Annotated in this window: 12 protein-coding genes; 1 reads left to right on the top strand and 11 read right to left on the bottom strand. The window is 60.1% G+C overall.

Annotated elements, in window-relative coordinates; translation table 11 throughout:
- Positions 1-75 precede the first annotated feature (75 nt).
- Positions 76-1,707, top strand: coding sequence for a DEAD/DEAH box helicase (locus tag H1S03_RS01660; RefSeq protein ID WP_185802853.1), 1,632 nt, complete (start codon positions 76-78; stop codon positions 1,705-1,707).
- 75 nt (positions 1,708-1,782) lie between these two features.
- Here the strand turns inward: H1S03_RS01660 and H1S03_RS01655 are convergent, their stop codons facing one another.
- From H1S03_RS01655 to H1S03_RS01605, 11 genes are all read right to left on the bottom strand, one after another.
- Positions 1,783-3,459, bottom strand: coding sequence for a ribonuclease J (locus H1S03_RS01655; protein WP_185802852.1), 1,677 nt, complete (start codon positions 3,457-3,459; stop codon positions 1,783-1,785).
- The gene (locus H1S03_RS01650) at positions 3,446-4,231 is read right to left on the bottom strand and encodes a type III pantothenate kinase (protein ID WP_185802851.1); all 786 of its coding nucleotides are present in this window, start codon (positions 4,229-4,231) and stop codon (positions 3,446-3,448) included. The genes H1S03_RS01655 and H1S03_RS01650 overlap by 14 nt, the downstream gene beginning before the upstream one ends.
- A 3-nt stretch (positions 4,232-4,234) precedes the next feature.
- A complete protein-coding gene (locus H1S03_RS01645) occupies positions 4,235-4,975 on the bottom strand; it encodes a biotin--[acetyl-CoA-carboxylase] ligase (RefSeq protein WP_347339195.1) in 741 nt (246 codons plus the stop codon).
- Complete coding sequence (gene nuoN / locus H1S03_RS01640) at positions 4,976-6,418, bottom strand: NADH-quinone oxidoreductase subunit NuoN (RefSeq protein ID WP_185802850.1); 1,443 nt, start codon at positions 6,416-6,418, stop codon at positions 4,976-4,978.
- A 1-nt stretch (position 6,419) separates the two neighbouring features.
- Complete coding sequence (locus H1S03_RS01635; protein ID WP_185802849.1) at positions 6,420-7,979, bottom strand: NADH-quinone oxidoreductase subunit M; 1,560 nt, start codon at positions 7,977-7,979, stop codon at positions 6,420-6,422.
- Position 7,980: 1 nt separating this feature from the next.
- A complete protein-coding gene (gene nuoL, locus H1S03_RS01630; RefSeq protein ID WP_185802848.1) occupies positions 7,981-10,098 on the bottom strand; it encodes an NADH-quinone oxidoreductase subunit L in 2,118 nt (705 codons plus the stop codon).
- Between the two features lies 1 nt (position 10,099).
- Positions 10,100-10,405, bottom strand: a complete 306-nt coding sequence (nuoK, locus tag H1S03_RS01625; RefSeq protein WP_166190597.1) for an NADH-quinone oxidoreductase subunit NuoK — start codon at positions 10,403-10,405, stop codon at positions 10,100-10,102.
- Between the two features lie 94 nt (positions 10,406-10,499).
- On the bottom strand, positions 10,500-11,114 hold the full coding sequence (locus H1S03_RS01620) for an NADH-quinone oxidoreductase subunit J (RefSeq protein ID WP_185802847.1): 615 nt from the start codon (positions 11,112-11,114) through the stop codon (positions 10,500-10,502).
- Positions 11,115-11,240: 126 nt separating this feature from the next.
- Positions 11,241-11,732 carry an NADH-quinone oxidoreductase subunit NuoI gene (gene nuoI, locus H1S03_RS01615; protein WP_166190593.1) on the bottom strand — a complete coding sequence of 164 codons (492 nt, stop codon included), beginning with the start codon at positions 11,730-11,732 and terminating at the stop codon, positions 11,241-11,243.
- A gap of 3 nt (positions 11,733-11,735) precedes the next feature.
- Positions 11,736-12,770 (bottom strand): NADH-quinone oxidoreductase subunit NuoH, encoded by a 1,035-nt coding sequence (gene nuoH / locus H1S03_RS01610; RefSeq protein WP_166190591.1) that lies wholly within the window; start codon positions 12,768-12,770, stop codon positions 11,736-11,738.
- A gap of 101 nt (positions 12,771-12,871) precedes the next feature.
- On the bottom strand, positions 12,872-13,249 hold the full coding sequence (locus H1S03_RS01605; RefSeq protein WP_166190589.1) for a hypothetical protein: 378 nt from the start codon (positions 13,247-13,249) through the stop codon (positions 12,872-12,874).
- Between the last annotated feature and the right edge of the window lie 28 nt (positions 13,250-13,277).

The following is a 13,277-nucleotide window of genomic DNA, read 5'->3' as shown; positions in this document are numbered from 1 at the left end:
GATACGGGTGGCTCCGGTCGCTGCAGTTGAAGGCGGCCCATCTGGTGTCGCATTTGAACCGCGCGAAGGAAACACATGACAAAATTCTCCGATCTGCATCTCGATGAGAAGGTCCTCAAGGCTATCGACGAAGCCGGCTATACCGTGCCCACGCCGATTCAGGAGCAGGCGATTCCCCACGCCCTGATGGGCAAGGACGTGCTGGGCATCGCCCAGACCGGCACGGGCAAGACGGCCAGCTTTACCCTGCCGATGATCACCATTCTTGCACAGGGTCGGGCAAAGGCGCGGATGCCGCGTTCGCTGATTCTGTGCCCCACCCGGGAACTCGCCGCCCAGGTGGCGGAGAATTTCGAGACCTACGGAAAATATCACAAGTTGAGCATGGCCCTGCTGATCGGCGGCGTCAGCTTCAAGGATCAGGACAAGCTGATCGACCGCGGCGTGGACGTTCTGATCGCGACACCGGGCCGTCTGCTGGACCATCACGAGCGCGGCAAGCTGATGCTGACCGGCGTGCAGGTCATGGTGGTGGATGAGGCCGACCGGATGCTCGACATGGGGTTCATACCCGATATCGAACGGATCTTCGGCCTGACGCCGTTTACCCGGCAGACGCTGTTCTTCTCCGCCACCATGGCGCCGGAAATTACCCGCATCACCGAGACATTCCTGCACAATCCCGTGCGGGTTGAGGTGGCCCGTCAGGCAACCACGTCCGAGACGATCGAACAGGCCGTCGTGCTGCACCGCCCGGCTGGCCGCACCGGAGCAGACGCCGAAAAGCGTGACGTCCTGCGCCGGGTGATCGAGGCGGAGACCGAGCTGACCAACGGCATCATCTTCTGCAACCGCAAGCGCGACGTCGATATCGTTGCGAAATCGCTGAAAAAGCACGGCATGGACGCGGCTGCGATCCACGGCGATCTGGACCAGAGCGTGCGCATGAAGACGCTCACAGGGTTCCGCGATGGCGAATTGAAGCTGCTGGTCGCCTCCGATGTGGCGGCACGCGGTCTCGATATTCCGAACGTCTCGCATGTCTTCAACTACGACGTGCCGATCCATTCCGAGGATTACGTCCACCGTATCGGCCGCACCGGTCGTGCCGGGCGCAAGGGCAAGGCGATCATGCTGTGCTTCCCGCATGAGGAAAAATACCTCGACAAGATCGAGGAGCTGGTGAAAAAGCCGATCCCCCGTCTGGAAAGCCCGCTGAAGTCGGACAAGGCCCCTGCCCCCGACGCCGCCGAGACCGAGGAAAAACCCACCCGCAGCCGTTCGCGCAGCAGATCGCGCAAGACGGAGGACAAGCCGGTCGAACAGACGACCTCCCCCGTCGAGCACAAGGCGGAACCCGCCGAACAAACCAAACAGGACGCACCGGAGCAGAAGCCCGCTCAGGAAAAGCCTCGTGGCGGGCGCGGTCGCAACCGCAATGCGGACCAGCAGCAGGACGCAAACCGCAACGCATCGGCGGAGCGGAACAACACGAACGATCGTAACACCAACGACCGGCAAGATCGCGGCAACAACCGTGGCCGCGGGCGCGGGGGACGCGGTGACGACAACCGCGTCGTCGGCATGGGCGACCACGTTCCCGCCTTCATGTTGCGAGAGATCAAGCTGCCCAGCCAGACCCGGGCCGCAGCGAAGGATAAGGACGAGCCGTCCACCGATAACGGTTCTGAGGGTGCCGCTGCCTGATACGACGGTTCACTGTTCCATGAAAAAGGCCTCGGCGATTGCTCGCCGAGGCCTTTTTCTTAGATAAATCCCGCCTCAGTCTTCGAGGCGGTTAATCATCACGATGACTTCCGGCTTCTTGCCGATCATGCGGTTGGTGCGGTTCGAGGCAGCCTGCGTTACCAGCTTCTCCACCGCTTCGTCATCTGAGCGCAGCTTCTTCTTTGCGCGCTCCAGCTCCTGCGTGATGCCCTTCTCCAACTCGGCCTGAAGCGCGGCTTCCTTGCCGTTCACGCTGGTGAACAGGCCCTTCGCCTCGACCCAGGCATCGCCGACCAGATCGCTGTTCTCATCAAACACGATGTTCACGACCAACATGCCGCGCATGGCCATGCGCAGACGATCCCGCACGATGCCGTCCATCGCACCGTACATCACCGTTCCATCGACGTAGCGACGCCCGGTTTCGATCATCTCGACGATCTTCGGCTCGTTACCGGTCAGCTCGACAAGGGCGCCGTTCGGGGCAACCACGGGGCTGTAACCGCCCGCCGCGCCCAGCTTCGCGTGCTCGCGCAGGTGACGGTATTCGCCGTGCATCGGGATCAGGAACTGCGGCTTGACCAGATTGTGCATCGTCTCCAGATCGGGACGGTTCGCGTGGCCGGATACGTGGTACAATCCGCCCTCATCCCCGATCACATCAACGCCCTGCATTGCGAACTGGTTCTCGATATAGGCGACGCCGATCTCATTCCCCGGGATGACCTTGGAGGAGAACAGGAACGTATCGCCGTCCTTCATGCTCAGCTTTCCATAGCCACCGCGCGCCAATTGGGCCGAGGCCGCCCGCCGCTCCCCTTGTGAGCCGGAGGCCAGGACCATCACGTTCTCCGCCGGCAGGTTTGCTGCGTCATTCACGTCCACGATGTCGGGGAAGTCGGTCAGCAGGCCCACCTTGCGCGCCGTCCCGATCATCTTGTGCATCGCGCGTCCGATGACGACGATGGACCGGTCCGCAGCCTTTCCGGCCAGCGCCAGCGTGCGCAGACGCGCCACATTCGATGCGAATGTCGTTGCCACGACCATGCCGGGCTGCGAGCGCAGCAGTTCGGTGATCGGGCCGACCAGCTCGGATTCCGAACGCCCCGGTGACTTCGAGAACACATTGGTGGAATCGCAGACCAGCGCCAGCACGCCGTCCTTCGACACGTCCATGATCGCCTCGGGGCTGAACGGCTCCCCAACCTGCGGATTTGCATCGATCTTGAAATCGCCTGTGTGGATCACGCGGCCCGCGGGGCTGTCGATAACCAGGGCGGAGCTTTCCGGGACCGAGTGACTGATCGGCAGGAAGCCCACCTTGAACGGTCCGACCTCCACGACCTCGGGCCAGGCGCCGACGGTGCGGATCTCATCGGGGTTGACGCCCGCTTCCTCCATCTTGCCGCGCGCGATCTCGGCTGTGAATTCACGCGCATAGACCGGGGCCTTCAACTGTGGCCACAGGCGTCCGATCGCGCCGACATGATCCTCATGCGCATGGGTGATGAAGATCGCGTCCAGCGCGTGTGCCTTGCTGGTGATGAACTCGGGATCGGCAGTGATCAGATCAACACCGGGAGAGCTGTCCATATCCGGGAACGCCACGCCCGCGTCGACCATGATCCAGCGGCGCTTACGCTCCGGTCCATAGCCATAGAGGTACATGTTCATTCCGATTTCGCCTGCCCCACCGAGGGCTACATAGACGAGGCTGTCATTCTTGCTCATTCATAGTCTTTCTGTTGTGTTCATTGATCAGGACGAGACCATGCATGGTCAGTTCCGTATCGATATGATCGAAAATTTCGGTTCCCTGATCGAATAGCGTGGATAATCCACCGGTCGCGACAATCTTCATTGGGCGGTCGCGTTCGCCTCTAATCTGTTTGCAGATGCCCTCGATCAGGCCGACATAGCCCCAGAAGACGCCCGATTGCATGCAGGCCACGGTGTTGGTCCCGATAACCCGCTGGGGCCTCGTCACATCTATGTTCGGAAGAGCCGCTGCCGCTTCATGTAGGGCCTTGATGCTCAGATTAACACCGGGGGCGATAACGCCGCCGATATACGCTCCGTCAGTATCGATCACATCGAAGGTGGTGGCGGTGCCGAAATCCACCACGATCAGATCGCCGCCGAACTTGTCATAGCCGGAAACGGTGTTGACCAGACGGTCCGCGCCGACAATCGTCCCCTCATCCACACGCACGTCGACGGGCAATTCGCAATCGGGCTTGCCCACAACCAGTGGCCGACAATGATAATACCGATCCGAAAGCAGACGCAGGTTGAACACAACTTGTGGCACGACGGAGGAGATGACCACGCTGTCGATCGCGATGTTCAGCCCGTGGAATTCCAGCAACTGCCGCAGCCAGACATAATACTGATCCGCCGTTCGCGCGGCATAGGTTGAACAGCGCCATTCGCCCAGAAACGACTGGCCGTCATGGACCGCGAAAACCGTGTTCGTATTGCCGACATCGACGGTCAAAAGCATCACTTACCCCGCTTCGTTGAAGTAGATTTCAGCCGCGGGCAATCGCTGAATGCCCTCCGCCGTGGACAGTAGCAATGCGCCGTCAGCGTCGATCCCGTCAAACCTGCCAGACAGTTCATGATGGGCGAAGCGGGCCACAATAGGTTCCCCCAAACGGGTGGCGCCTCGCATCCATTCAGCCTGTTGCGGGTCAAACCCCTCCCGCAGCAGCCGGGCCTCACGCTCCGCAAAGGCTGGCGCAAGGGCATCGAGCATATCTTCCGCGCCAATCAATTGGCCGCTCGCGCTCAACAAATCTATAGGGGCGGTGCTGCCCTGCTCCAGCACGGAATGCGCCGGGGCGGCGGCCAGATTGATCCCGATTCCGATCAGTAGGACATCCCCGCGGCTTTCAAGCAAAATTCCCGCCAGCTTCCGGCCTCGGCACAGCACGTCATTGGGCCATTTGAGCGAAAACAAGGCGGGCTGTCCGGTCAGTTCGCTGAGGGCATCACGCAAGGCAAGCGCCGCTGTGAACGACCGTAAGGAACGCCGATGAACCGCGTCTTTCGGGCGCAGGGCAAGGGTGGCGGCGAAGTTGCCGGTCGGCATCTGCCACGGCCTACCCCGCCGGCCCGTTCCACTGGTCTGACGATGCGCCAGAACCCAGACCGGCGCGTCCTCGCTGCGGGCGAACGCCTGTGTCTGCGTGCTGTCGGTCTCCTCCAGAACGACGCGCGCGGTGCCCTCGGGCCACCCCATCATCTAGTTGAACAGCGAGGCGGCGGCCTGTACGGCCAAGGTTTCTACTCCGAACATCTGCACGAATGAGCCGAGCAGCAGCACCACAGCAGATGCCGTCAGAGCGATCCCATGCGCCAGCGGCATGCGCCCCGTCAGCGGATCGATATCCTCACCGAAATACATCAACTTCACGATGCGCAGATAGTAGAATGCACTGATCACGCTGGCCACGACGCCCAGGATCGCCAATGGGATCATTCCCGCGTCCACAGCGGCGGCAAACACGTAATATTTCGAGAAGAAGCCAAGCATCGGCGGGATGCCCGCCATACTGAACATCAGAATGGCCAGTGCGAAGGCCCTGCCCGGCGCCACGGTCGAATACTGGTTCAACGCCCCGATATCCGTGATCGGGCGGCCGTCACGCTCCATGTTCAGAATGAATGCGAACGTGCCGACATTCATGACCACGTAAATCGCCATGTAAATCAGCAAGGACGCGACGCCCGCCTGTGTCCCCGCCGCCAACCCGATGAGAGCAAATCCCATATGACCGATGGAGGAATAGGCCATCAGGCGCTTGATGTTGGTCTGACCAATGGCCGCGATGGAGCCGAGAAACATCGAGAAGATGGCGAGGAAAGTCAGAATTTGCTGCCAATCCGCCACCGCTGCGCCGAACCCATCGAGCAGCACCCGCGCGAACATCCCGGCCGCCGCGACCTTCGGCGCGGTTGCGAAAAACGCCGTCACCGGCGTTGGCGAGCCCTCGTACACGTCCGGCGTCCACATATGGAACGGCGCGGCAGAAATCTTGAATGCCAGACCGGTGGTCAGGAAGACCAGACCGATCAGCAGACCCATCGAGATGCCTTCGTCCACGATAATGGCAGAAATCCCCGCAAAAACTGTGGTGCCGGTATAGCCGTAGACCAGGCTCGCCCCGTAGAGCAGCAAACCGGAACTGAGCGCACCCAACACGAAGTATTTCAATCCCGCCTCGGTCGAGCGCAGGCTGTCGCGCCGGAATGCGGCCACGACGTAAAGTGCGAGGGATTGCAATTCCAAGCCCATATACAGCGACATCAGATCGCCCGCTGACACCATCATCATCATGCCGACGCAAGCCAGCGCGATCAGCACCGGGAACTCGAACTTCATCAAGTCATAACGCTTGAGGTATTCCCGGCTGAGCAACAGCATGATCGACGCGCCCAGCAGCAACGTCACCTTGGTGAAACGCGCAAAGCCGTCATCGACGAACGCCCCGTTGAACGCGATATGCGTTCCCTCGGACCGCGTACCGACGACCAGCGCCAGAATTGCGAGCACCGCAACTGTTGCGAAGAGGATGAATTCCGCCTGCTTGTCCTTGCCCGCGAAGACGCCGAAAATCAGCGCGATCATCGCGAATCCGGCGAGCAGCAGCTCAGGCAGAACAATCGTGAGGTTTTCGCTCAACATCTCAGTGTCCCGTCGTCATATGTGGCGCGGTATCGGCAACCATACCTGCCTCCTCCAGCGCGAAATTATAGGAGTCGAGCAAGGCCTCGACGCTCGGCCCGATGATGTCGGTCACCAGACTGGGGTAAACGCCCAACAGCAGGGTGAAGAACACGAACGGGACGAAAAGCAGCTTCTCGCGCCGATCCATATCCGTGATCGTGCTCAGACTTTCCTTGACCAGATCGCCAAATACCACGCGACGATACAGCCACAGCGCATATCCGGCGGACAGGATCACCCCGGTTGCCGCGCCGAACGCGACCCAGGTGTTCGCCTGGAACGCCCCCGACAATGTAAGGAATTCCCCGACGAAACCGGACGTCCCCGGCAGGCCGACATTGCCCATCGTGAACAACAGGAAGATCAACGCGAACGCCGGCATCCGGTTTACCAGACCACCGAAGGCCGCAATCTCACGCGTGTGCATCCGGTCGTAGATCACCCCGACGGCAAGGAACAGCGCACCCGAAATGAACCCGTGAGAGATCATCTGGAAAATCGCCCCATCGACGCCCTGCTGGTTCGCCGCGAAGATACCCATCGTCACGAAGCCCATATGCGCGACCGAGGAATAGGCAATCAGCTTCTTCATGTCGTCCTGCACCAGCGCGACCAGCGAGGTGTAGATGATCGCGATAACCGACAACGCAAAGACGAAGTTCGCCATGATGTCGGAGGCCACCGGGAACATGGGCAGACTGAACCGCAGAAACCCGTAGCCGCCCATTTTCAACAGGATCGCCGCCAGAACGATCGAACCCGCTGTGGGTGCCTGAACGTGTGCGTCGGGCAACCAGGTGTGGACCGGCCACATCGGCATCTTGACCGCGAAGCTGGCGAAGAAGGCCAGCCAGAGCAGCAATTGCGCCCCGCCAACGATCTCAATCCCGGCAAATTCGAAGGTCGCGAAGCTGAACTCCGTCCCCAACAGTGCCACGATGTCGGACGTGCCTGCCTCCGCGATCATGTACATCATCGCGATCAGCATCAGGACCGAGCCGAGAAGCGTATAGAGGAAGAACTTGAACGCCGCGTAAACGCGATCCTTGCCGCCCCAGATACCGATGATGAAGAACATCGGGATCAGGCCAGCCTCGAAGAACAGGTAGAACAGGATCATGTCGAGCGCGCAGAACACGCCGATCATCAGGGTTTCCAGGATCAGAAACGCGATCATGTATTCCTTGACCCGGTGCGAAACGTTCCAGCTCGCCCCGATGACCAACGGCATCAGAACGGTGGTCAGCATCACGAACAGAATGCTGATGCCATCCACACCCATGCGATAGCGCAAACCGCCCAGCCATTCGCGATCTTCTACCAACTGGAAATCGCTCGACGATGGATCGAACCCGGCGAGGATGAACAGCGACAGCAGAAAGGTGATCGTGGTGACGAACAGCGCCATTATCTTGCTGTTGCGCACGGCCCATTCATCGTTGCCCCGCAGCAGCAGGCCCATTGCGACCGCCCCCAGCGCAGGCAGGAACGTCACGAATGAAAGCAATGGAATTTCCATATCAGGAGGCTCCGCGGATTGCGAACCATGTGATGATGGCGACCAGACCCGCTATCATCGCAAAGGCGTAGTGAAAGACGTAACCGGATTGAGCACGCCCGGAAATACGAGTGAGAAACGGCACGATACCCATGGCCAGGCCGTTGATGCCGCCGTCGATAACCCTGCCATCGCCCTTGCGCCACAGGAACCGACCCAGCCATTTCGCCGAGCGCACGAACAGGACGTCGTAGATCTCGTCGAAATACCATTTGTTCAGCAGGAACCGGTACAGCCCAGGCATCGCGGACGCCAGACGTGCAGGTGTCTGCGGATTGCGAATGTAGAACATCCACGCCGTCAACAGCCCGACCAGCATCGCGATGAACGGTGACAGGGCAACCAGCCACGGCACGTCGTGATAGGAATGCAGGACAGATTCGTCATGCGCCCCCTCGGAACCGTGCGCGGTATCGACCGCATTGCTGCCATCCGCGAGGAGGTCTTCGCCCTCGATCTCTTCACCATGACTATCGACCATAGGTTCATGTCCATCGGCGACGACGCCATGACCGTCAGCGGCCATTACAGCCGGTCCACCGATCGCATCACCGAAGAATTCCTCGGCGTCGTGCCCGACGAAGCTGTTGTAGTAGACCATCCCGGCAAAGACGGCGCCGATGGCCAGAACACCCAACGGAACGGTCATGACCCACGGGCTTTCATGCGCATGATCGTGCGTATGCGCATCCCCGCGCGGCTTGCCATAGAAGGTCAGGAACATCAGGCGCCAGCTGTAGAAGCTGGTGAACAGTGCTGCGATGACTAGCGCCGTAAAGGCGAAATAGGCGTGACCGGCGAACGCACCCTCGATGATTGCGTCCTTGGAGACGAACCCGGCAAAGCCGATCGGTACGCCGAACAGATCGTAGCTGAACGGAATGCCCACGCCGGTGATGGCCAGCGTGCCCAACATCATGGCCCAGAAGGTCATGGGGATTTTCTTGCGCAGTCCACCATAGTTTCTCATGTCCTGCTCGTGATGCATGGAATGGATCACGGAACCCGCGCCCAGGAACAGCATCGCCTTGAAGGCGGCATGTGTGAACAGGTGGAACATCGCCGCCTGATAGAAGCCGACGCCCGCTGCCACGAACATGTAACCGAGCTGCGAGCAGGTGGAATAGGCGATAACGCGCTTGATGTCGTTTTGCACCAGACCGACGGTGGCGGCGAAGAATGCGGTGAGCGCACCGATCGTCGTGATGAACCCGGCGGCATAGATCGCCTCGTCATAAACGGGTGACATCCGACAGACCAGGAAGACGCCCGCCGTCACCATGGTCGCCGCGTGGATCAGCGCGGAAACCGGTGTCGGCCCCTCCATCGCATCGGGCAGCCATGTGTGCAGAAATAACTGCGCCGACTTGCCCATCGCACCGATGAACAAAAGAAATCCGACCACTTCGAGTGCCGGCAGATCGAGCCCGAGGAAGCTGATCGACGTTGTCGTCAAGCGGTCCATCTCACCGAAGATCGTCGCGAAATCGACACTGTCGGTCAGGATGTACAGCGCGAAGATGCCCAGGATGAATCCGAAATCACCGACCCGGTTCACGATGAAAGCCTTCATCGCCGCAGCGCCCGCCGTGGGTTTGCGCCAGTAGAAACCGATCAGAAGATAGGACGCCACGCCGACGCCCTCCCAGCCGAAGAACATCTGTAACAGATTGTCCGCCGTCACCAGCATCAGCATCGCAAAGGTGAAGAACGACAGATAGGCAAAGAAGCGCGGCTTGTACGTCTCGCCCTCACGCCATTGCGGATCGTGATCCATGTAGCCGAAGGAATACAGATGAACGAGCGCCGATACCGTCGTGATGACGACCAGCATGACGCTGGTCAGCATATCCACCCGGATCGCCCAGTCCGCCACCATCGATCCGCTGTCGATCCAGCGGGCGATGGGGATGATCTCCAGCTCCGCATCCGCGCCCAGAAAGGCGATCCAGCTCAGCAATGCGGCCAGCATTACCGCACCGGTCGTCAGGACCATCGCTCCCTTCTCGGAGATGATGCGCCAGCCAAAACCGCCGATGATTGCCGCAATCAGCGGCGCGAACAGGATGATCTGATACATGTCAGCCCTTCATCACGTTGACGTCTTCGACCTGAATCGTCCCGCGGTTGCGGAAGAAGCAGACGAGGATCGCAAGACCGATAGCAGCCTCGGCCGCAGCGACGGTCAGGATGAACAGGGTGAACACCTGCCCCACCAGATCGCCCTGGTGCACGGAAAACGCGACCATGTTGATATTTACCGCCAGCAACATCAGCTCGATCGACATCAGGATGACGATGATGTTCTTGCGGTTGAGAAAGATCCCGAAAATCCCGGTGACGAACAGCAAGGCCGCCACGATCAGGTAATGAGCAAGCCCGATCATTCGTTTTTGTCCTTGTTGCCGGTCAGCCGTCCCAGACCGTAGCCGACGACCACGGCTGCAATGATCAGAATGTAGAAGATCGCGTTGTCCATGATTACAGTCCTTGTCCCGGTTTCACGTCTTTCATCACCACGGCTTCGGCCGGGTCACGATGCATCTGTTGCACGACGTTCTGACGCTTCACATCCGCGCGATGGCGCAGGGTCAGAACGATCGCGCCGATCATGGCCACGAACAGAATCAGACCGGCGGTCTGAAACATGAAGATGAAATCGGTATAGATGATGCTGCCCAGGGCCCTGGTATTCTCGACCATCTCGGGCGCGGGGGCGATTGCGACGCGCAGCGGGCTGGAGTCGTCGGCCCACAATGTTCCGCCGATGATCAGGACCAGCTCCATGATCAGGATGATACCGATCAACAGCGCAACCGGCATGTGCTGGGCCATGCCCTGCCGCAGTTCGGCGAAATCAATGTCGAGCATCATCACCACGAACAGGAACAGCACCGCCACCGCACCGACATAGACGATCAGCAGCAGCATGGCGACGAACTCCGCCCCCATCAGCACGAAAAGCCCCGCGGCGGAGAAGAACGTGAGAATCAGCCACAATACCGAGTGTACCGGGTTGCGTGCCAGGACGACGAGCAGCCCGGAGGCCACCGCCGTGCAGGCGAAGAGGTAGAAGATGACGGCTGCGACGGTCATGGCAGTCCCTTGGTCTTGGCCGGTACAGGCGAACACGAGAGTCGCCCTTGCGGTGTGTTGCGCCGGTTCGGCGTCTCTCTAACGTGGCGACCGCTCCGGCTCAAGTCCGGGGCAGTGGGTAGTCCTTCAGCGATACGGCGCGTCGAGTTCGAGGTTGCGTGCGATCTCGACCTCCCAACGTTCCCCGTTCGCGAGCAGCTTGTCCTTGTTGTAGAACAGTTCCTCACGCGTTTCGGTCGAAAATTCGAAATTCGGCCCCTCGACGATGGCATCGACCGGGCAGGCCTCCTGACAGAAACCGCAATAAATGCATTTCGTCATGTCGATGTCGTAACGCGTCGTACGGCGCGATCCGTCCTCGCGTGGTTCGGATTCGATGGTAATCGCCTGCGCAGGGCAGATCGCCTCGCACAATTTGCACGCGATGCACCGTTCCTCACCGTTGGGATAGCGGCGCAGAGCGTGCTCTCCGCGAAAGCGCGGGCTCAAGGGGCCCTTCTCATGCGGATAGTTCAGGGTCGCCTTGGGGGCGAAGAAATACTTGAGCCCCAGTTTGAATCCGCCGAAAAAATCAGCCAGCAGGAAATATTTTGCGGCGCGTGTGTAGGTAAATGCCATGAATCAGCCCCCCGTGGTCCAGCGCGCATAGGCACCCCAGAACCAACCGTATTGTGCGAAAACCGAGACGAGTACCACCCAGCCCAGCGACAGCGGCAGGAAGACCTTCCAACCGACCCGCATCAACTGGTCGTAACGGAACCGGGGAACGACCGCCTTGGTCAGCGCGAAAATGAAAAAGAAGAACAGGACCTTGAGCACGAACCACAGGACGCCATCGGGCAGGAACGGGACCGGGCTCAACCAGCCGCCGAAGAACAGCAAGGTGGTCAGCGCGCACATCAGCACGACGGCCATCAACTCGCCGATCATGAACAACAGGAACGGGGTCGAGGAATACTCGACCTGATAACCGGCCACCAGTTCGGACTCCGCTTCGGGCAAATCGAAGGGCGGGCGGTTCGTTTCCGCCATCGCGGAGATCAGGAACAGGAAGACCATCGGGAAATGCGGCAGCCAGTACCATGAGAACAAGCCGAACGATCCGTCCTGCGCCCGCACGATCTCCGTCAAATTCAACGATCCGGTCGAAATCAACACGCCGACGATAATCAGGCCCAGTGACACCTCATAGGAAATCATCTGCGCCGCCGAGCGGAGCGAGCCGAGAAACGGATATTTCGAGTTCGAGGCCCAGCCACCCATGATGACGCCGTAGACTTCGAGCGACGAGATCGCGAAGATATACAGGATGCCGATATTCAGATTGGCCACCACCCAGCCATCTGCGAAGGGAATGACGGCCCACGAGATGACCGCCAGAACGAATGCGATCATCGGTGCGAGGTAGAAGACCGTCTTGTCCGCCCCGGCGGGAATCACGACCTCCTTCACGATATACTTGATGAAATCCGCGAAGCTTTGCAGCAGGCCAAAGACGCCGACGACGTTGGGCCCCTTGCGCATCTGCACCGCGGCCCAGACCTTGCGATCCGCGTACATCAGGAACGCCAGCGCGACCAGCACGCTGACCGTGACCGCCAGACATTGCGCCAGGATGATCAGGAAAACCCCGAAATTGCCGTCCCAGAAATCCATGTGTCTTCCTTCGTCTCGCCGTCGTCGTTCTAGCGCGGTGCTAAGTCAATTCCGCGCCGTCTTCCAGTGAAACCTTGCCCAGATTTGCCGATGTTGCCCAATCAGGACAGACAGCCGGGATTTCCGACCGGAAATGGTTCCACTATATAGGTCTCCCCGACCGGTGCCGCGGTCAGGGTATAGGTGCACACGCCCGTCGTCACGGTATCGCGGTCCAGCCCAATTCCGACACCGGCATCACCGGATGTGCTGAGGACTAAACCTCGCAGGGATGGCCGCAGCGGCCCGACCTGAGCAGTCTGCGTAATGTCCCACTGATAGGTTCGGCGACCGTCCGGCAACTCCATCACCCTTGTCGGAAAGCCGATCTTGCGGGCAACCCGTTCGATCGGCTCACCCGCGAAATTGTTGCTCTGGCTCGTCGCACATGCGCCGAGCGCGAGGGTTGCCACGATCAGTACACGCGCAAAAATACTCATGATCCACTTCTCCGCCACTCATTTTGTG

It is taken from the genome of Pontivivens nitratireducens, assembly GCF_014235845.1.
GTDB lineage: Bacteria > Pseudomonadota > Alphaproteobacteria > Rhodobacterales > Rhodobacteraceae > Pontivivens > Pontivivens nitratireducens.
This window is presented reverse-complemented; position numbering and strand designations above follow the sequence as displayed.

Bases quoted from the DNA above. Each gene is read 5' to 3' on its own strand.
- H1S03_RS01660 (WP_185802853.1), top strand. From the start codon at position 76: ATGACAAAATTCTCCGATCTGCATCTCGATGAGAAGGTCCTCAAGGCT.
- H1S03_RS01655 (WP_185802852.1), bottom strand. From the start codon at position 3,459: ATGAGCAAGAATGACAGCCTCGTCTATGTAGCCCTCGGTGGGGCAGGC.
- H1S03_RS01650 (WP_185802851.1), bottom strand. From the start codon at position 4,231: ATGCTTTTGACCGTCGATGTCGGCAATACGAACACGGTTTTCGCGGTC.
- H1S03_RS01645 (WP_347339195.1), bottom strand. From the start codon at position 4,975: ATGATGGGGTGGCCCGAGGGCACCGCGCGCGTCGTTCTGGAGGAGACC.
- nuoN (WP_185802850.1), bottom strand. From the start codon at position 6,418: ATGTTGAGCGAAAACCTCACGATTGTTCTGCCTGAGCTGCTGCTCGCC.
- H1S03_RS01635 (WP_185802849.1), bottom strand. From the start codon at position 7,979: ATGGAAATTCCATTGCTTTCATTCGTGACGTTCCTGCCTGCGCTGGGG.
- nuoL (WP_185802848.1), bottom strand. From the start codon at position 10,098: ATGTATCAGATCATCCTGTTCGCGCCGCTGATTGCGGCAATCATCGGC.
- nuoK (WP_166190597.1), bottom strand. From the start codon at position 10,405: ATGATCGGGCTTGCTCATTACCTGATCGTGGCGGCCTTGCTGTTCGTC.
- H1S03_RS01620 (WP_185802847.1), bottom strand. From the start codon at position 11,114: ATGACCGTCGCAGCCGTCATCTTCTACCTCTTCGCCTGCACGGCGGTG.
- nuoI (WP_166190593.1), bottom strand. From the start codon at position 11,732: ATGGCATTTACCTACACACGCGCCGCAAAATATTTCCTGCTGGCTGAT.
- nuoH (WP_166190591.1), bottom strand. From the start codon at position 12,770: ATGGATTTCTGGGACGGCAATTTCGGGGTTTTCCTGATCATCCTGGCG.
- H1S03_RS01605 (WP_166190589.1), bottom strand. From the start codon at position 13,249: ATGAGTATTTTTGCGCGTGTACTGATCGTGGCAACCCTCGCGCTCGGC.